Consider the following 19,169-nt stretch of genomic DNA (forward strand, 5'->3'; position numbering starts at 1 on the left):
CTGTTTTCCGGTCTGGCTATGTCGTGGCGCGCGACCGGAAGGTTCACTTGATCTTGGTTGACGGCCTGTAGTTTATGATATCCTGGGCGCGAAGCCAGCGCGGCTCGCCGCGTTTCATCTGCTGTTGCGCCCGCATGGCGAAAATCTTCGCATCCTTGTAGTTGCCGGAATAGAAATGGCTTTCGGCGGTGGCAAGTTCCGCGCCAGGTATGTCACCCAGCTCGCCATAGGCCTGTGCCAGATAGCGATATCCGGCTGAATTTTCCTTGTCGCGACCGAGGCCATTGTTGATCTGCACGACGGCTTTTTTGAGGGAGTCGGGCGTGCCGACGGCCATCAGCGCCTGACCCACGGACACCGGCAGCAGACCGGACCGAGCCGAATCGAGGCTGACCGCCTTGGCGTAAGCGTCCGCAGCTTCCTTGGGTTTGTTTGCTTTCATCAGGATGTCGCCGCGCAGTTCCTGGAAGTAGGCATTCTTCGGCTGCGCTTTGATCAATGCATTGGTCTTGGCGAGAGCGGCGGCGATGTTGCCGAACAGGTAGGTAGATTGGGCGTCGCCGTACTGCGCGGCGAGGGTTCCTTGCATCTTTCGCATCAGCCGCGACGCGGCCGCCTGGCCTTCCATGTAGACGGCGATCTTCACCCGCATCATGTCATGGCGCTGCTGCAGCGCGGGCGGGTCCGGCCTGTCAACATTGGGGTCCTGTTTCACCAGCACTTCGAGATTGGCGATGCGGTCCTGCGGCATCGGATGGCTGATCCGATACGGATCGACCTGGGCGCCCGAAAGCGACAGTGCGGTCTGGAAGCGGCGGAATGTCTTCAGCATGCCCATGCCGGACTGGCCGGTGGCGTTGAGATAAGTGATCGCCGAGCGGTCGGCCGTCATCTCCTCGGTGCGCTGGTAGGCGAGGATGCTGCGCTGTGCCATCTCGCCGCCGCCAGCGGCCACGCCCATGCCAGCGCCGGCGAGACCGCGGCTGCTGGTTGTGGCACCGGCGACAATGGCGCCGGCGCCAAGCAATGTCGCGATGACGGCCATCGTCTTGGCTCGTTCGAGCTGGTCGCGCAGCTTCTGCTGGTGGCCGCCGGCGATATGGCCGGCTTCGTGCGCGATGACGCCGATGATCTCGTTGGGCGTTTCAGCCGTCATCAGCGCGCCGGTGTTGATGAACAGCCGGCGCCCGGTGACGAACGCGTTGAAACTCTGGTCGTTGACCAGAACGATGTCGATGCCGTCATTCGCCAGGCCGGCCGCCCTGAAGATCGGCCGCGCGTAATCGCGCACCAGCGCCTCTATCTCGGCGTCGCGCACCACCGGCACGTTCTGGGCGAAGGCACTGACCGAGCTCGCCATTGCAACGGCAACGCCAAGCGAAAGCGTCGCGAAGACGCGCGCTGCCTGGGCAATCGTCGATCTGGGTCGGCTCAACATGATGGCTCCACTGGTAGACGAGCGGGCGAAAGATGAAAAGTCGGCGCCGGAAACTTCCTCAACTTGTGATCCTCACGAATGGCCACCGGCTCACTACTCAGGTCTTATGGATCGCCTCGCTGCTCTAAGCCTTTCAAGGCGAACTGCGTGTCGGTTTCATGTTCGAGCCCTTTTGAAATTTCGATTCCGTTTGCCGAAAGCGAAACCGACAATTTCACGCCGCTGCCATCTTTGAATCTCAGCAGAAGGCCGCCGGCTACAAGCGCCGAGAAGTTTGCCGAGACTTTGTCAAACGTTTCAGATTTCTCGGACAACTCATTCAAAGAGATTTCGCGAGAGAACGGTTCAGTCTTCACGACAGATTTTGGCCATGCAGTTTCGAGAAGAACGGTTCCCTCATCAAAACCTCCGCGCCTAAGACGTTTTTGATCGGCGGCTTGCTCGACGTCTTTCCAGTTCACTCCGGTGGCCGTCGCAATGGAGCGGATGACTTCAAGAACATCCGCTAGCTCGGTTGTGATGTCTTCATGGGTACTCGCGCTAAGGACTTCTTGTCCTTCCTCAAAAAGCTTGGCAATCAACGCCTTTCGAATTTCACTTTTAGGAAGTTTCGCCAAAACGGTCGTCTCGCCTCTCTCCATGATCGAACTGGGTATTTGATCGCGTACGAGTTTCATAAAATGCTGCTTTCCCCTTGTTCTGGGATACGCTCGTTCAGCCGCAGACATCACCGTCACGCCCTGGCGGGACAACACGTAGTATGCGTGCCCCAACGCTGAGCCGTGCAACTCAATCGGAGCGTCAATCTTGCGAGAGACCTTGGCTATCTCCGTAAGGAATTGATCATCATTCCGCACCAAATCAACGTCAGGGTGGATATCCAACACAAAGCGACCTTTGGGCAAATTCCCCGCCTTCTCGATGTCACCTGTAGTACGAAGCAGGAATCTCTTTCGCATTTGCGGCACTGCGCTTCGCCTAACTGGCAACTCCGTTGGCTCGGCTTGGTACCACGGCAATGTACGTCCAATTCCAAGTGTTTCTGGGATTCCCACGAACCACATAATTTGAACTTTTTTGCGAAGGTTCAGTGCGATTGTATGGGTGATCCGCGCAATTTCTTCCACATCGGCCGAACTGACTGATTTGCTTCGCGCAAGGCGCCGCCGGACGCGAACTTCCTCCCACGCCCCGGAGACCGTCTCCTGGAAGAACGCAAGTTTATAGCGAATCTGCTCGGAGGTAACTTTTTGCGCTTTAACGTCGTACTCGAAAGAATCATGTGGCAGAAACTGCAGGCCATCGGGGATACCCCAGAGACAGTCCACTCGCACGATCTGTGACGTATGGTCCGCCTGCGACCAAGCCGAAGCTAACGCAGGGATAAATCGGTGAATAACAAAACAAACTTGGGAGGCCTTGGCTCCGCGCAACTGCAAACTTTCGAGCGTGCGTTCCATAAACTCGACTGCTTGCTCAGGAGACACCGAATGCGTACGGGGGAGGTTGTATTTCTCAATGCCGTCAGCGGTACAATCAGTGCGGCACACCGCTCGTCCGTTTGTAACTTGATAGATGGCATTTAATAGCCTTGGCCGGAACTCTGATTTCAGACCGAAATTATCCCCGGCGATGTAGTACAGATTTGGATATCGGTCTGTTCTCGGGCTCGATAAATTTCTTATTTTATCTAATTTAGGCCACCCAGTCGTCTGATTCTGATCTGCCAAATTGAGTGGTGCAATATCTCCGATTTTGATAGGCGCTGTGTCAGCAGGTCGTATTAGTTGGGTGGGGTCGACGCCGTCATCAGGGCTTTCGTCTTCGAAATCGATCTGAAGTAGCCAAAGTCTGTTGTCTGACCACGCCCACTCGACATGTGTAGGGCCACGATCGAGATTCGTGCACCATCGGCCAACTTCGCGCATTCTCGATATCAGCGCTGTCGGGCGAAACGTCGTTCTAAGTGGCAGTTCCGTAGACGGCTCTCTAGCTCGTTGAGAGTTGAAGCGGCCGTGGCCGCCTGCCTCCAGCTCAAACATCCACTGGTTTACGGTTTTGGATGCACGACGTTCGTTGGACATATGGCCCAAGAACATTTGTGGGCCAGGCAAATATGGTTGCACCAGAAGCGCCAATGCATCCGTCGACGCGTTAACCTCAAAGTGCTCATAAATTCTGGCTATGTGATCGGCGATTTTCTGCTCATCGTAGTCAGCCGGAACAGGGACAGACAAATAAGCGCCACGGTCAGCTAGGGTTTCTTCAAGAGCACTAGACCGCAGAATTATGCCAGATCGCCAGGTTTCCCCAAATTTTTCAGACTCGGCGCAAACCTCAGTCGCAATTCTTGCAAGTATATCTAGCCTCCTTGTTTCTCCACTAGATTGCCAGTTTCGATAGGCTGTGGCGCTCACTACAAAGAATGGAGGTCTCCAGGGTGAAGGGATGGTCAGTATTCCTCTGACTTTTCGTCCAACCTTTCCGTGTTCGTCCACAGGATAACTACCGATCGCAGGATGAACATACATCGATCCCGACCACCTTGGTTATTATTCGGTTCAGATTCGTATCAGTCATCTTTACTGATTGTGCCGAAAACCTTGAAAGCCAGCTTTTGCAGCGAAGCTAAAAGATTGTCCGAGAAGAATCCGACAAAGAATCCAAATGCTGCACCAGCTGCACAATTTGAGAAGGGGGTCTTGCTAAAAAAAGGTATCAGGCCAGAAATAATCATTAGACCTGTGAAAACTGACAACACGGCCGACAGCGGCGGGACTACAATTCTCCACACGACGCGGTCCCTATGCCACTGCTGCTTTGCGACGCTGTGGTAGAGCCATTTCAGAGCAGCTGCGGCACCCCCGCACAGCCCTGCCAAAGCTGCTGCTGTCCAAACGGGGAGCGTGTTGGCCTCTGACGGTGCTCCGAAAAAGTCTGGAAATAGAAACGGGATACCTAATATCTGGGTTCGAGCAAGCGCGACCAGAAGGATCGACGATCCCGCTAGGACTGCCGAAAGATATATCAGTTCTGATATTATCTGAAACCAAGCACTACAGCTATAGACAGACTTAAATTCGCCCGGCCGCCTGCCGTCTGTAAGAGAAGCGAGATTAGTGATGCTAGGTTGTTCGAACGGCTCGTTTCGAACATTGCCAGTTCCGACTGGTTCAGTTCCGGAGGTGTCTGGAGTCGATAGTGGCCTTGACGTTGGTTTCGCATCCATATTTTCGGTAGTCCCATCTGTCAGGCTGCCCCAGTTCCCTGGCAATCAACTTACGAAAATATTGGGATTCCCCCGTCGCTGGATATGCTAGAAATGTCTGTAGAAAATCAGAGACAAGATAATAGTCTACCCCAACTGGAATTTCGCTCCAAGGGTCATGAGTATTAACTTCGAACCACGCCAAATCCTGTTGGTTTGTGGTTGCGACACGAAGCAGATCAAACGGTAGCGGAACCACATGGAGGTGAGCCTGATCAACTCCACACCCAATGACGTCACCGGCGTTTCTTGAGCCATGTTCAAAGTTGAACCAACGCTCTTTGCTACCAGTTCCAGCTGCCGACTCGTGTCGACCGATCTGCAAGACCTCTTTGCGTACATTAATGGAAGCGTCCGCCAATGATGGCAAAGGCTGACGCGGGATCACGAGCATCCAATTTTCAACGAGAGAGCCTTTTGTCGGCACCACACCCGCAACTGAATGGTTTCGAAGTTCTACGTCATAGGGGAGATTTGGCCCGATAGGATCATTTTGGATGACCCATTGAAATCTGGGTGTGTTGTCGGAACCCAATTTCAGATCGCTCATTTTCTGACTCCCGGCAAGCTGCCACCCATCATAGCGTCGACTCGACTAAATGTAACCAGCCAACCTTTCTAGAGTAAGACCGCTCAGCGGAAAACTTGTCCTCTCTAGCCGATAGTGTTGGAAGCGGCCTCTTCGGTTCAGGAGCGGAGGCGCCTTGTGATCCTCACATCAATCGGGCATTTGTGCGGCACATGCGCCAGTGCCTGGCGCCGTCAGTCATCGGGAATACTGGTTAAATGGTCGTTTCGCTCTCACGCCGTGGCAATGTCGAGCCCTTCCATGCCATGGACATTCTGGCAGAGGCAAACCGGCTGAAGTCCCAAGGCGTGCCGGTTGTTTCGATGGCCGTCGGCCAGCCCTCCGATCCCGCACCGGTTCTGGTTCGCGCCGCAGCCGCCAAGGCGCTGCAGGATGGACGCATCGGCTACACCGACGCGCTGGGACTGGCAGGCTTGCGCAAGGCGATCGCCGGACACTACGCCGATCATTACGGGCTTGATATCGAGCCCGGCCGGATCGCGGTAACCACTGGATCGTCGGCCGCCTTCAACCTTGCCTTCCTGGCGATGTTCGATCCGGGTGACCGCGTCGCCATCGCGGCACCCGGCTACCCGGCCTATCGCAACATCATGGCCGCACTCGGCATCGACGTGGTCGAGATCGAGCTCGGCGACGCCGCCTACCTGCATGCCGGCCATCTCGAGACCGCGCATCGTGAAAAGCCGCTGAAAGGCGTTCTCTTCGCCAGCCCCGCCAATCCAACCGGCGCGGTCATACCGGCCGATGAACTGGCGGTTCTGGTGAGGACGGCACAAGAGCTCGGCATCGCCGTCATCTCCGACGAAATCTATCACCGGCTGGCCTATGCCGCCCCCGACACCACGGCGCTTGCCTATGGCGGCGATGTGACGGTGATCAACTCCTTCTCCAAATATTACTGCATGACCGGCTGGCGCATCGGCTGGATGGTGCTGCCGCAAGACCTGGTGCGGCCCGTCGAGCGCGTCGCCCAGAGCCTCTACATCTCGCCGCCGGAGCTGTCGCAGATCGCCGCGATCGAGGCGTTCAGGGCGACCGAGGAACTGGAAGCGGTCAAGGGTCGCTATGCCTGGAATCGCGAGCTCTTGATGAAACGCCTGCCGGAACTCGGCTTTCCGCTGGCGGCGCCCATGGACGGCGCCTTTTATGCCTTCTGTGATGTCACCAGGCATACCGATGACAGCATGGCCTTCGCGCGAAAGATGCTGGCCGAGGCGCATGTGGCGGCAACGCCCGGCCGCGACTTCGACACTCAGGCTGGGCATCGGACCATGCGTTTCTCCTACGCCGGCAGCCACGACGACATGGTCGAGGCAATAACGCGCATGGAACGCTGGTTGAGTTAGCAACATGCCGGAACTTGAACAGGCATTGGCCGAAGTCGCAGCCGAAATGGCCGATCGCACCGATCGCGGTGACGTCGCTTCCTACATTCCGCAGCTGGGCAAGGTCGATCCGAAGAAATTCGGCATCGCAGCGGTCACCAACGACGGCCGCGTGCTGATGGCCGGCGATGCCGACCAGGCCTTTTCCATCCAGAGCATCTCGAAAGTGTTCACCCTGACACTGGCGCTCGGCAATGTCGGCGACGCGCTGTGGCAGCGGGTCGGGCGCGAGCCGTCAGGCAATCCATTTAACTCGATCGTGCAGCTCGAGCATGAGAACGGCATTCCGCGCAACCCGTTCATCAATGCCGGCGCCATCGTCATTTCCGATATCCTGCTTGCCGGCCACCAGCCGCGCGAAGCGATCGGCGAGATCCTGCGCTTCATTCAGTTCCTGGCCGATGACGAGATGATCATTATCGACCGGGAGGTCGCGGCCTCCGAACGGGCCACCGGCTACCGCAACTTCGCGCTTGCCAACTACATGAAATCCTTCGGCAATCTCCATCATGCGCCGGAGCTGGCGCTGGGCGTCTACTTCCACCACTGCGCCATCGCCATGAGTTGCCGGCAACTTGCGCTCGCCGGCCGCTTCCTCGCCAATGGCGGCAAGAACCCGGCAACCGGGCATTCCGTGGTGTCGGCCGAACGGGCACGCCGCATCGGCGCCATGATGCTGACCTGCGGCCATTATGACGGCTCCGGCGATTTCGCCTTCCGCGTCGGCATCCCCGGCAAGAGCGGTGTCGGCGGCGGCATATTGGGCATCGTGCCGGGCGTGGCGTCGCTTGCCGTCTGGTCGCCAGGTCTCAATGCCAACGGCAACTCCAAGCTGGGGTCGATCGCGCTGGAAAAGCTGGCCAGGATGATGAACTGGTCGATCTTCGCGCCGTGATGCATGTCGCCCAAAAGTGCGCAGCGGTTTTGGGACAACGACATGCTTGGAATCAAAGAAGCGTTTTAGCCCTTTCGCGATCCGGCATAACGCCAGATAAGAAAATCCCGCACCGTCTTCGAGACGGCGCGGGATTTTTTTGTCAGAGAACTAGCTCAGGTGGCTGAAAGGCTTAGAAAAAGCCCTTCCGCTGCCACCATCCGCCGCGTTTCGGCTTGTCCTCGGTCTTGTCCTCGGTCTTGGCCGCGGGTTCTTCCGCTACGGTCGAAGACACCACCGGCTCGACCGGCGCATTCACCGCCGCCGGCTTGCGCCGCGACGGGCGGGCCTTCGGCGCCTTCTCGACAGCCGCTGCCTCGTCGGACGCCGTAGCCGGCGTCTCGACAGGTGCTTCCGCCTCGGCAGCCGGCTCTTCGGCGACGATTTCGGCCGCGGCCTTCTTCGGCTTGGCGGCACGGCGTGGCTTCTTGGGCTTCTCCGTGCTCGGCGCGTCGTCATTGGCCGGAGCAAGCGCCACCGGCTCTTCGGCCGCTGCGGTAACCACCGGCTCGCTGGCGATCACCTCGGTTGCCGAGACTTCGACTTCGGACGCGTCGGCTGCTTCGCCAGCACTTGCCTCGGCCTCGCCTTCACCGTCCTCGCGGCGGTTGCGCTTGCCGCCGCGCTTGCCGCGCCGGCGCTTTTTGCCTTGGCCTTCGTCTGAAGCTTCAGCTGTCTCAGACGTTTCGGCAACACCAACAGGAGCGTTGTCGTCCGTTTCCGTGTCGCCGTCGCTGGCGGCCGAGTCCGGGTCCGAAAACTCGCCGGCCGGAGCCGAGACGGAAGCACCGTCCGCCGGGGCGCCATGTTCGCGATCGCGATCCTTGCCGCCGCGCCGACGCCGGCGCTTGCGGCGCTTGCGGTCGCGGCCTTCGCCTTCCTCGCCACCGGCGGCAGCAGGTCGGGGTTGTTGCTGCGGCTGCTGGCGTGGCTGTTCGGCCTGGACCGGCGCCTCGTCATCCTCCTCCTCGGCGACGACAATCTCGTCCTCGGGCTCTTCCGGCTCGACATAGGCCGGGAAGCTGCGCGCCTCGACAAAGCCTTCCGGCTTTTCAGCCAGCGCGCCGCGGAAGATCGCATAGTGCTGCGAACCGACCGAATCGTCGGCCTCGACGGTGATCGTCAGCCCGAAGCGGCTTTCGAGTTCGACCAGCGTGCCGCGCTTGTGGTTGAGCACGTAGAGTGCGGTCGCCGCCGGCGTCCGTACCGTGATGTGGCTGCGCGAATCCTTGAGCAGGAATTCCTCGATCGCCCGCACCACCATCAGCGCGACCGACGAATCGGAGCGCACATGGCCGGTGCCGCCGCAATGCGGGCAAGGCTTCATGGTCGATTCCAGCACGCTGGCGCGGATGCGCTGGCGGGACATCTCCATCAGGCCGAAATGCGAGATACGGCCGACCTGGATGCGCGCACGATCGTTCTTGAGGTGATCCTTCAACCGCTTCTCGACGGAGCGGTTGTTGCGGTTCTCCTCCATGTCGATGAAGTCGATGACGATCAGGCCGGCCAGATCGCGCAGCCTGAGTTGACGCGCGACTTCCTCGGCCGCTTCCAGATTGGTGTGGAGCGCGGTGTCCTCGATCGAATGCTCCTTGGTGGAGCGGCCCGAATTGACATCGATGGCAACCAGCGCCTCGGTCTGGTTGATGATGATGTAGCCGCCGCTCTTCAGCGTCACCTGCGGCTGCAGCATGCGGTCGAGCTGCGCCTCGATGCCGTTGCGCACGAAGATCGGCGTCGTGTCGCGGAACGGCTGAACCACCTTGGCGTGGCTCGGCATCAGCATGCGCATGAAGTCCTTGGCCTCGCGGTAGCCTTCCTCGCCGGAGACAAGAATCTCGTCGATATCCTTGTTGTAGAGGTCGCGCACCGAGCGCTTGATCAGGCTGCCTTCCTCGTAGACCAGGGCAGGGGCCGTGGACTGCAAGGTGAGATTGCGGACATTTTCCCAAAGCCGCATCAGATATTCGTAATCGCGCTTGATCTCGGCCTTGGTGCGGCTCTCGCCGGCGGTGCGCAGGATCACGCCCATGCCCTGCGGCACTTCGAGATCGGCAACGACCTCCTTCAGGCGCTTGCGGTCGACGGCGCTGGTGATCTTGCGCGAAATGCCGCCGCCACGCGCCGTGTTCGGCATCAGCACCGAATAGCGGCCGGCAAGCGACAGGTAGGTGGTCAGCGCCGCCCCCTTGTTGCCGCGCTCTTCCTTGACGACCTGCACCAAGAGGATCTGCCGGCGCTTGATCACTTCCTGGATCTTGTACTGGCGGCGCACCGGCTTGCGACGGTTGCGCACTTCCTCCAGCGCGTCCTCGGCGCCGACCGATTCGACCTCGTGATCGTCCGGATGCGAGGACTGCACTTCTTCCAGCATGCCGCGATCATTGTCGCCGGAGGTCGCTTCGCTGCCTTGTTCGGCCTGCGGAACGGCTTCGGAAATCACATCGCCCTCGACCGAGGCGGCGATCGACGTCGGGCCGCCTTCGCGGGTTTCGCCTTCGTCCTGCTCGGCGGAATCCTCGCCATGTTCGGACGCATCGGCATGTTCGGACGTATCGGCCGCATGTTCGATGATCTCGGACGTGTGCGAGATCTCTTCGAAACCAGCGTCGGCGGCTTCTTCTGCCTCGTCGGCAGCGTCGTTTGCCTCGCCGGAATCGGCTGCATCGCGCTTGTGCTCACCCCGGTCACGGGGCTTTCCGCCGCGCCGGCGGCCGCGCCGTCCGCGATCGCGGCTCTGACGGTCATCGCCGTCGCCGTCCTCGTTCTCCTCGTCCTCGGCCTCCTGCGCTTCCGCGCGTAGCAGTGCCTGACGATCGGCGACCGGAATCTGGTAGTAATCGGGGTGAATTTCACTGAAGGCGAGAAAACCGTGACGGTTGCCGCCATATTCGACAAAGGCTGCCTGAAGGGAGGGCTCTACGCGCGTTACGCGGGCTAGGTAGATGTTTCCTTTGAGCTGCTTCTTGTCCTGGGATTCAAAGTCGAATTCTTCAATACGGTTACCGCGTACGACGACAACGCGTGTTTCCTCCGGGTGGGAGGCGTCTATCAGCATTTTGTTGGGCATTATTTCGTTTCCCCCCGGCAGCCGTCAGCCGCAGCTTGCGAGGCAAAGCCTGCTGCTGCGTGTCTGGAATGTGGGTGCCGGATATTTGAACGTCCGCCGGCCGCCGCTTGAGCGCCATGGCGGTGCCGCCCGCAGCCATAATGGCGCGGTTTGATGCGGACCTTTCCATGATTGCGCTTGAAGCCATCGTCACCAGCAGAACCTTTTGAACCAAAGCCCGGATGAACCGGACCAGCTTGTTTGCTCATACAGAGCCGGCGCGGGAACAAACCCGGCCGTTTTCCTCACGCAGGCGATTCCCCCGCCACGGGAGCACGCCTGCGAAATTCGTCGCGATCACCTGAACCCTTTTCGCCTGAAGCGAAAGGAGCCGCCTTTACATCTGACCCTGTAGCAAGAAGCTGCGGAGGAGGGCGGTTCCAGGATTGCAGTGATCCACCATCGCTTTTATGATTTGGCGGGATGGAAGGCAACCCCGATTTCCGATGCCGGCAAAAAGCCGTTCCGTAGCGTAAGCTAGGCTTGCCGCCCTTGCATGAAAAGGCTTGGTTAACCTTCTCTGGATACCAATCGTTAATCGAGTTCGCGGCCTAACCGGCATATGGACGAAATGACCGGGCGCCGGGCGCCAAACCGGGAGCGACTGGAAGAGAGATGGGATTGGCGGACTTCACAGACAAGGGATGTCGTGTCGGCGGCCGGATCCTGGCCGCTTTCGCCCTCTTGCTGCTGCTGGCGGTCTCATCTGCCCTGTCCTCAAATGCCAATGCCGCCGACGCTCCGCTCGTGGCAAAAGGTTACAAGATGGCGGGCGATGCCACCAAGATGCGCATCGTCATGGACTTCGATCGCGAACCCGGTATCAAATGGTTCCTGCTGCGCGGCCCCAACCGTCTTGTCATCGATCTCGCGAATACGAGATTCGCCGTTGATGCCAAGGATTTGAAGGCGCGGGGCCTGGTCAAGAGCGTGCGCCTGGGCGCGCTCGGCGAGGGCGTTTCGCGGCTGGTCCTCACCGGCAAGGGTCCCTTTGCGGTCGACAAGCTCGACCTGCTCAAGAACGAGGACGGACCCGGCTACCGCATTGCCATCGACATGTCGGCGGCATCCGAGCGCGAGTTCGATGTGGCGCTGGCCAATCAGGCGCTGACCACCGGATCGACCGTTTCGACCGACAAGGGAGGGCGGGTCGGCACCGGGCCGGTTTCCAATCCGGGCCATCGGTTCACCGTCGTCATCGATCCCGGCCATGGTGGCATCGACGGCGGTGCCGAGGGCCTGAACGGCACCATCGAGAAGAATGTCACGCTGGCCTTCGCCACGGAGCTGCGGGACAAACTCGCAGCCGTCGGCAATTATGATGTGTTCATGACGCGCGACACAGACGAATTCCTGCGTCTGGACGATCGCGTGCGCATTGCCCGTCAGCATGAGGCCGACCTGCTTATTTCGATCCATGCCGACACGATCAGCGTCAAAGGCATTCGCGGCGCCACCGTCTACACCGTCTCCGACAAGGCTTCGGATCCCGAGGCGCAGGCGCTTGCCGACCGAGAAAACCTCTCCGACCAGTTCGCCGGCATGGAAATCAAGAACGACAACAAGGAAGTCACCGACATCCTGATCGACCTGATCCGCCGCGAAACGCACAATTTCTCGATGAGTTTCGCCCACACGCTGGTCGGCCAGTTGTCGACCAGCGTCGGCCTGATCAACAATCCCCAGCGTTCGGCGGGCTTCAAGGTGCTCAAGGCACCCGACGTGCCGTCAGTGCTGGTCGAACTCGGTTATCTCTCGAACGCCAAGGACGAGGCGCAGTTGCTCAACGCCGACTGGCGCGGCAAGGCGGCCCAGAGCATAACCAACGCCGTCGCGCTGTTCGCGTCGGCCAAGGCCGGACCGGGAACCGGAGGTTGACATGACCGGCGGCGCCTGCAACCAGAGGCGGCGTTGCGCGACGACAACACCCAATGCTTTTATTTCCGGCTCGCGACCGCGAAATCAGGCATTGCCGTATTTTGTCCACATGGCGGCGACAAGGGTTTTCGATTACGGATTGGGACCGGCTCGAAAGCTTGCGCGAAAGGCGGCTTCGTCTAGGAAATTCCCGAACCAAGGACTGGAGCGGGTATGATTCGTCTCATTGGCTATTTTTTCGGCATCGGCACGACGCTGGCCCTTCTGGTCGCGGCGGGCGTTGCCATCTATATCGGCCATTTGTCGAAGGATCTGCCCGACTACGAGGTGCTGGCCAAATACGAGCCGCCGGTGACCACCCGCATCCACGCGTCTGACGGCGCGCTGATGGCCGAATACGCGCGCGAACGGCGCCTGTATTTGCCGATCCAGGCCATACCGGACCGCGTCAAGGCGGCCTTCCTGTCGGCCGAAGACAAGAATTTCTACAACCACCCGGGCATCGATGTGACCGGCCTCGGCCGCGCCATCATCGTCAACCTGCAGAATCTCGGCTCGGGCCGGCGTCAGGTCGGTGCCTCGACGATCACCCAGCAGGTGGCGAAGAACTTCCTGTTGTCCTCGGACCAGACCTACGAGCGCAAGATCAAGGAGATGATCCTCGCCTTCCGCATCGAGCAGGCCTATCCCAAGGATCGCATCCTCGAGCTCTACCTCAACGAAATCTTCTTCGGCTTCGGCGCCTATGGCGTCGCCGGTGCGGCGCTGACCTATTTCGACAAGTCGGTCAACGAACTGTCCGTGGCCGAGGCCGCCTACCTGGCCTCGCTGCCCAAGGGGCCGAACAACTACCACCCTTTCAAGCATGCCGATCGCGCGATCGAGCGCCGCAACTGGGTCATCGACCAGATGGTCGAGAACGGCTACGTCACGCGTGAGGAGGGCAACAAGGCCAAGGCCGAGCCGCTGGGCGTGACGCCGCGGCGCAGCGGCACCTATCTGTTCGCCGGCGAGTACTTCACCGAAGAGGTGCGCCGCCAGATCATCGCCCGCTACGGCGAGAACGCGCTTTACGAAGGCGGTCTCTCCGTCCGCACCACGCTCGATCCGAAGATCCAGCTCATTGCCCGCAAATCGATGCAGAACGGGTTGATGAAATACGACACGCTGCGCGGCTATCGCGGGCCGGTGACATCGATCGACGTGTCGGGCGACTGGGGCGTGCCGCTTGGCGCCGTCAAGGGGCTGGAGGATGTCCCCGAATGGTCGCTCGCCGTCGTGCTCGACAGTTCGGCGACCGGGCTGTCGATCGGCCTGCAGCCGGCACGGCAGGCGTCGGGCGAGATCGTCAAGGAGCGCGTCGAAGGCACCATCAGCAAGGAGGACATGGGTTTTGCCATGCGCCATGTGGTTGCCGGCAAGACCGTCAAGGCCAAGTCGCCGGCGGAGGTGCTGAAGCCGGGCGACGTCATCTTCGTGCAGAAAAACGATGGTGCCGATGGCGCCTACAGCCTGCGCCAGGTGCCCGAAGTGGAAGGCGGCCTGATCGCCATGGACCCGCACACCGGCCGCGTGCTGGCCATGGTCGGCGGCTTCTCCTACGCGCAGTCCGAATTCAACCGCGCCACGCAAGCCATGCGCCAGCCGGGCTCCTCGTTCAAGCCGATCGTCTATTCGGCCGCCCTCGACAATGGCTATACGCCGGCCTCGGTGATCATGGACGGGCCGATCACGATCCAGAGCGGCAACACGAGCTGGACGCCGAAGAACTATGACGGCACCGTCGCCGGTCCGGCGACCCTACGCTCCGGCATCGAGAAGTCGCGCAACCTGATGACGGTGCGGCTTGCCAATGACATGGGCATGAAGCTGGTCGTCGAATATGCCGAGCGCTTTGGTGTCTACGACCATCTGGCGCCCTACCTGCCGATGGCGCTGGGGTCCGGCGAAACCACCGTGATGCGCATGGTGTCGGCCTATTCGATCATGGCCAACGGCGGAAAATCGATCAAACCATCGCTCATCGACCGCATCCAGGACCGCTACGGCAAGACGGTGTTCAAGCAGGACGAACGTGGCTGCCAGGGCTGCAATGCGCCTGAATGGCAAAACCAGCCGGAGCCGGAACTGGTCGACAATTCCGAGCAGGTGCTCGATCCGATGACCGCCTACCAGATCACCTCGATGATGGAAGGCGTCGTGCAGCGCGGCACCGGCGCCACCATCAATGAACTCGGCCGCCACATCGCCGGCAAGACCGGAACGACCAACGACGAAAAGGACGCCTGGTTCATCGGCTACACGCCCAACCTCGTCGTCGGCCTCTACATGGGCTACGACACGCCGCGCGGCCTCGGCCATGGCGCCACCGGCGGTGGTCTCGCAGCACCAATCTTCAAGGACTTCATGCGGGTGGCGCTGGATGGCACGCCCAATGTCGACTTCAAGGTGCCCGAAGGCATGAACCTGGTTGCCATCAACCGCAAGACCGGCATGCGTGCCGCATCGGGCGATCCCGGAACCATCATCGAAGCCTTCAAGCCGGGCACCGGTCCCGCCGACAGCTATTGGGTGATCGGCATGGGCGCCGACGGCTCCAATGCCACCGGTGGCGCGCTGTCGCCGCAGGCCAATCAAGCCATCCAGTCCGGCGGCGGCGGCCTCTACTGATGATTTTCAGGAGCGGATGGGCTGGCCTTGGCGCCAGCCCATTTTGCTTTACAGCCGGCGGCGGCCTGCCTATGTATCGCGCCAACCGACTTCAGCAAACAGGACAGAACAGCCAGCCATGCGCGCGGAAACGCAGAATATTGTCGACGAGATCAGGCAGGCGATAACCCTGCTGAGGAGGCATCTTTGACTGGGATCAGGCCATAAAGCGGCTTGAATACCTCAATGTGCGCGCCGAGGACGCCAGCCTCTGGAACGAGCCGCTGGAAGCGCAGAAGCTGATGCGCGAGCGCCAGGGCCTCGAAGAGGGCATCGCCTCGGTGAAAGGCCTGACGCAGGCGCTGGAAGACAATATCGGACTGATCGAGCTCGGTGAGGAAGAGCGCGACGAGGGGGTGATCGCAGAGGCGGAAGCCGCGATCCGCTCGATGCAGGGCGAAGCGAAGGCCCGCCAGGTCGAGACGCTGCTGTCGGGTGAAGCAGACTCCAACGACACCTATCTCGAAATCCATGCCGGCGCCGGCGGTACCGAAAGCCAGGACTGGGCCTCGATGCTGCTGCGCATGTACACGCGCTGGGCCGAGCGCCGTCGCTTCAAGGTCGAAGTGCTGGAAATGCATGACGGCGAAGAGGCCGGCATCAAGTCCGCAACGTTGATGATCAAAGGCCACAATGCCTATGGCTGGATGAAGACGGAATCGGGCGTTCATCGCCTGGTGCGTATCTCGCCCTATGACAGCAATGCGCGCCGGCATACGTCCTTCGCCAGCGTCTGGGTCTATCCGGTCATCGACGACACGATCGAGATCGACGTCTCCGAATCCGATGTCCGCATCGACACTTATCGCTCGTCAGGCTCGGGCGGCCAGCACGTCAACACCACCGATTCGGCGGTGCGCATCACGCATCTGGCCACCGGCATCGCGGTCGCATGCCAGGCTGAACGTTCGCAGCACAAGAACAAGGCCAAGGCCTGGGAGATGCTGCGCTCGCGCCTTTACGAGGAAGAGCTGAAAAAGCGCGAGGCGGTTGCAAACGCCACCGAAGCGTCGAAAAGCGATATAGGCTGGGGTCACCAGATCCGCTCCTATGTGCTGCAGCCCTACCAGTTGGTGAAGGATCTCCGCACCGGCGTCGAGAGCACCAGCCCGTCGAGCGTGCTCGATGGCGACCTCGACGATTTCATGGAAGCCTCGTTGTCGCAGCGCATCGAGGGCGGCGCGGGCGAAGCCGTAGCAGACCTGGATTAGGATATGTCCATGTTCAGGTGAGTTTAGCTGACCTCAATCTGAACATACCCCTGCGCACCACAGCGACGGAGGAGTGTGTTGCCGAGCAAGCTCACCGGAAAGTGCTTCTGCGGTGCGGTTCACTACGAGGTCACTGACGAATTCATCTATGCCGCGAATTGCCATTGTTCGGACTGCCGGCGCACCACCGGTTCGGCCTTCAAGCCTTTCGCCGGTATCGAGCGTGAAAAGCTTGTCCTCACCGAAGGCGAGGACAAGCTCCTGATCTTCGGCGACGAAAGCGGCCATAACGCGCATTGTGGCCGGTGCGGCTCCTTGCTTTATTCGCTCGTGCGCGACGGGGCCTATGTCCATGTCGCCATGGGAACCCTCGTCGACGACCCATCCATCCGCCCGACCGCGCACATCTTCGTCGGTTCGAAGGCGGGCTGGTCCACCATCACCGATGACCTGCCGCAGTATCAAGAGCACGTGATTGCCGGCTCTGACCAGCAGTAGGCTGGAACCACAGCGGGCCTATTCCGTTTATCCGACGCCCGTTTGCCGGGAATTGACCTTGGCCTCATCTCGTCGGCGGTAGCGGATACCTGACGTCCATAGAACGATGTCGGGAATGCATCGTCTTGCGCCGACCAAGGAATCAGCTCAGCATCCAAGGGCTGGGAGAGAAAAAGCATTTATGGCCGGACGCGGCATATCTGCGACCCGACGATCCGGCCACTGGGAAGATACGTTCCGGGAACGGGCAAGCGAAACGCTTGAGCTCGTTTGAAAGGAACGCGTCATGTCTGCTGCCACACTCAGATCGGCCAATGCCGTTCAACCGGCTGGCCGACTTTTGTTTTCCCTGTTCGCGATCGGCGCGATGGCAATGCTGACGACACCTGCCTTCGCGCATGACGCCACGCCCACGGCGGCAAAGCCACAGGGCTGGAGTTATCCGTTCGCATGCTGCGCCAACTATGATTGTCGCACGACCCATACAGGCGAAGTGCTGGAGAAACCCGAGGGCTATGTCATCGCCGGCACGGGTGAGATCGTTCCAATGACCGACAAGCGTGTCAAGGATAGCCCGGACGGCGAGTTCCATTGGTGCGCGCACCAAGCGGGCCTCGACGCCGGCAAGACAATCTGCCTGTTCGTGCCGCCGCGCTCCTATTGACGACAGGACGGCGGTCGGACGTCCGCGGTCGCGTGTGACCGGGCCGCAGGCCGGGTTTGCGCGGTTCGGGTGTGCCTGCTGACAGACAGTTGTCAGGAGCACCTCGTTATGCTGCCTTTGCCGCACAGGGTGGCGGGCGACGGGAGGAGTTCGTTGATGATCATCAAGGCAAGCTGCCATTGCAAGGCGACGACATTCGAGGTTTCGCAGGCACCGCAGACGGTGACGCAATGCACTTGTTCTTTCTGCTCGAAGCGCGGCTCGCTCTGGGCCTACTACGTGCCTTCGCAATTCAAGCCCACCAGCCCGATGGAGAACGTCTCTTTCTACCGCTGGGGATCGAAAACCGTAAAGCACGGTTTGCGCCACCTGCGGCTGCGGCACCTTTACCGAAACGCCGGACTGGTCGACCGGCGAGCCGGATTTCGACAATCCCAAGATCAGCGTCAACGCGCGGCTGTTCGACGATTTCGATATCGACAAAGTCGAAGTTGGCGTCATAGACGGCAAGAACCTCTGGTAGCCTGATCCAAACGATTGCGGCACGGCGACACGGTGCCACAACCGCGTATTGGTCCCTCGGGAAAAGCCGTGAGCGGCGCTTTTGCCGTTCCGCTTTTCGCCGCAATTCGTGGTACAAGTCGCGGGAAGGGCTGATTTGGCGCCACCGCAAGGCGTGACTTGGAGAGGGACCATCCTATGAAAAAGACTGTGCTCGTCGTCGTGGCGACGGCTGTGCTCGTGAGCGCCTGCACCACCACTGATCCGTATACGGGCGACCAGAAGATTTCCAACACGGCGGCCGGCGCCGGCCTTGGCGCCCTGGCGGGTGCCAGCCTTGGCCTGCTTGCCGGCGGCAATGACCGCCGCAACGCACTGATCGGCGCCGGCATCGGCGCGCTGGCCGGCGGCGCCATCGGCGCCACCATGGACCAGAACGAGGCCGAACTGCGCCGGCAGCTCGAGGGCACCGGTGTCAGCGTCACCCGCAGCGGCGACCAGATCATTCTCAACATGCCGTCCGACATCACCTTCAACTCGGATCAGGATGCGGTGAAGCCCGGCTTCTACCAGGTCCTGAACTCTGTCGCGCTGGTGCTGAAGAAGTTCAAGCAGACCACGGTCGACGTGTTCGGCCACACCGATTCGACCGGTGGCGACCAGCACAATTTCGATCTGTCGCAGCGTCGTGCTCTGGCGGTCGCGAACTATCTGTCCGGTCAGGGCGTGGATCAGCGCCGCTTCGCAGTCACCGGCTTCGGCAAGACGCGCCCGGTCGCATCCAATGCCACGTCCGAAGGCCGCGCCCAGAACCGCCGCGTCGAGATCCAGCTGTCGCCGCTCACCTGATTTGCACGGCAAACCAATGCGAAACGGCTCCCATGGGGGTAATGCAGTTCACTTAAGTTGGGCTGGATGAGGATCTGGTAAGACCTATCGAACAGGATGGAGATTCGTTTCCATCCTGTTCGTGTTTTGAGAT

General features: G+C 60.4%; 12 protein-coding genes and 1 pseudogene. 9 read left to right on the forward strand and 4 right to left on the reverse strand.

Annotated features, from left to right (window positions below):
* Positions 1–43 precede the first annotated feature (43 nt).
* From NKJ11_RS31830 to NKJ11_RS31840, 3 genes are all read right to left on the reverse strand, one after another.
* Entirely contained in the window at positions 44–1,438 is a 1,395-nt protein-coding gene (locus tag NKJ11_RS31830; RefSeq protein WP_352439931.1) for a M48 family metalloprotease, read from the reverse strand.
* 104 nt (positions 1,439–1,542) lie between these two features.
* On the reverse strand, positions 1,543–3,969 hold the full coding sequence (locus NKJ11_RS31835) for a nucleoside triphosphate pyrophosphohydrolase (RefSeq protein WP_352795052.1): 2,427 nt from the start codon (positions 3,967–3,969) through the stop codon (positions 1,543–1,545).
* Between the two features lie 642 nt (positions 3,970–4,611).
* Entirely contained in the window at positions 4,612–5,256 is a 645-nt protein-coding gene (locus tag NKJ11_RS31840) for an HIT family protein (RefSeq protein WP_352795053.1), read from the reverse strand.
* A gap of 236 nt (positions 5,257–5,492) precedes the next feature.
* Here NKJ11_RS31840 and NKJ11_RS31845 point away from each other — a divergent pair, with 236 nt between their 5' ends.
* Together NKJ11_RS31845 and NKJ11_RS31850 are read left to right on the forward strand one after the other, a co-directional pair.
* Entirely contained in the window at positions 5,493–6,641 is a 1,149-nt protein-coding gene (locus tag NKJ11_RS31845; RefSeq protein WP_352795054.1) for a pyridoxal phosphate-dependent aminotransferase, read from the forward strand.
* Between the two features lie 4 nt (positions 6,642–6,645).
* Positions 6,646–7,575: a glutaminase gene (locus tag NKJ11_RS31850; RefSeq protein ID WP_352795055.1), complete on the forward strand. Its 930-nt coding sequence runs from the start codon at positions 6,646–6,648 to the stop codon at positions 7,573–7,575.
* Positions 7,576–7,747: 172 nt separating this feature from the next.
* On the opposite strand, the gene NKJ11_RS31855 is transcribed toward NKJ11_RS31850, so the two are convergent.
* A complete protein-coding gene (locus NKJ11_RS31855; protein WP_352795056.1) occupies positions 7,748–10,687 on the reverse strand; it encodes an Rne/Rng family ribonuclease in 2,940 nt (979 codons plus the stop codon).
* Positions 10,688–11,341: 654 nt separating this feature from the next.
* Between NKJ11_RS31855 and NKJ11_RS31860 the strand changes: the two genes are divergently transcribed.
* The 7 genes and pseudogenes from NKJ11_RS31860 (at position 11,342) to NKJ11_RS31890 (ending at position 19,036) form a co-directional block, all read left to right on the forward strand.
* A complete protein-coding gene (locus tag NKJ11_RS31860) occupies positions 11,342–12,604 on the forward strand; it encodes an N-acetylmuramoyl-L-alanine amidase (RefSeq protein WP_352609664.1) in 1,263 nt (420 codons plus the stop codon).
* A 213-nt stretch (positions 12,605–12,817) separates the two neighbouring features.
* On the forward strand, positions 12,818–15,274 hold the full coding sequence (locus NKJ11_RS31865; protein ID WP_352679400.1) for a penicillin-binding protein 1A: 2,457 nt from the start codon (positions 12,818–12,820) through the stop codon (positions 15,272–15,274).
* A 118-nt stretch (positions 15,275–15,392) separates the two neighbouring features.
* A protein-coding gene (gene prfB / locus NKJ11_RS31870) for a peptide chain release factor 2 (protein WP_127272597.1) occupies positions 15,393–16,524 on the forward strand; the annotation gives its coding sequence in 2 pieces (ribosomal slippage) (positions 15,393–15,458 and positions 15,460–16,524; 1,131 coding nt in all).
* 78 nt (positions 16,525–16,602) lie between these two features.
* The gene (locus NKJ11_RS31875) at positions 16,603–17,022 is read left to right on the forward strand and encodes a GFA family protein (RefSeq protein WP_352609673.1); all 420 of its coding nucleotides are present in this window, start codon (positions 16,603–16,605) and stop codon (positions 17,020–17,022) included.
* Between the two features lie 286 nt (positions 17,023–17,308).
* The gene (locus tag NKJ11_RS31880; protein ID WP_128305863.1) at positions 17,309–17,686 is read left to right on the forward strand and encodes a hypothetical protein; all 378 of its coding nucleotides are present in this window, start codon (positions 17,309–17,311) and stop codon (positions 17,684–17,686) included.
* Between the two features lie 156 nt (positions 17,687–17,842).
* Positions 17,843–18,209 (forward strand): annotated as a pseudogene (locus NKJ11_RS31885) (GFA family protein).
* Between the two features lie 176 nt (positions 18,210–18,385).
* Complete coding sequence (locus NKJ11_RS31890) at positions 18,386–19,036, forward strand: YiaD family glycine zipper/OmpA-like lipoprotein (protein ID WP_023812120.1); 651 nt, start codon at positions 18,386–18,388, stop codon at positions 19,034–19,036.
* Positions 19,037–19,169 lie beyond the last annotated feature (133 nt).

It is taken from the genome of Mesorhizobium sp. M0243 (assembly GCF_040321775.1).
Classification (GTDB): Bacteria; Pseudomonadota; Alphaproteobacteria; order Rhizobiales; family Rhizobiaceae; genus Mesorhizobium.

Coding starts and splice junctions, on each gene's coding strand:
- NKJ11_RS31830 (WP_352439931.1), bottom strand. CDS start 1,438: ATGTTGAGCCGACCCAGATCGACGATTGCCCAGGCAGCGCGCGTCTTC.
- NKJ11_RS31835 (WP_352795052.1), bottom strand. CDS start 3,969: ATGTATGTTCATCCTGCGATCGGTAGTTATCCTGTGGACGAACACGGA.
- NKJ11_RS31840 (WP_352795053.1), bottom strand. CDS start 5,256: ATGAGCGATCTGAAATTGGGTTCCGACAACACACCCAGATTTCAATGG.
- NKJ11_RS31845 (WP_352795054.1), top strand. CDS start 5,493: ATGGTCGTTTCGCTCTCACGCCGTGGCAATGTCGAGCCCTTCCATGCC.
- NKJ11_RS31850 (WP_352795055.1), top strand. CDS start 6,646: ATGCCGGAACTTGAACAGGCATTGGCCGAAGTCGCAGCCGAAATGGCC.
- NKJ11_RS31855 (WP_352795056.1), bottom strand. CDS start 10,687: ATGCCCAACAAAATGCTGATAGACGCCTCCCACCCGGAGGAAACACGC.
- NKJ11_RS31860 (WP_352609664.1), top strand. CDS start 11,342: ATGGGATTGGCGGACTTCACAGACAAGGGATGTCGTGTCGGCGGCCGG.
- NKJ11_RS31865 (WP_352679400.1), top strand. CDS start 12,818: ATGATTCGTCTCATTGGCTATTTTTTCGGCATCGGCACGACGCTGGCC.
- NKJ11_RS31880 (WP_128305863.1), top strand. CDS start 17,309: ATGTCTGCTGCCACACTCAGATCGGCCAATGCCGTTCAACCGGCTGGC.
- NKJ11_RS31890 (WP_023812120.1), top strand. CDS start 18,386: ATGAAAAAGACTGTGCTCGTCGTCGTGGCGACGGCTGTGCTCGTGAGC.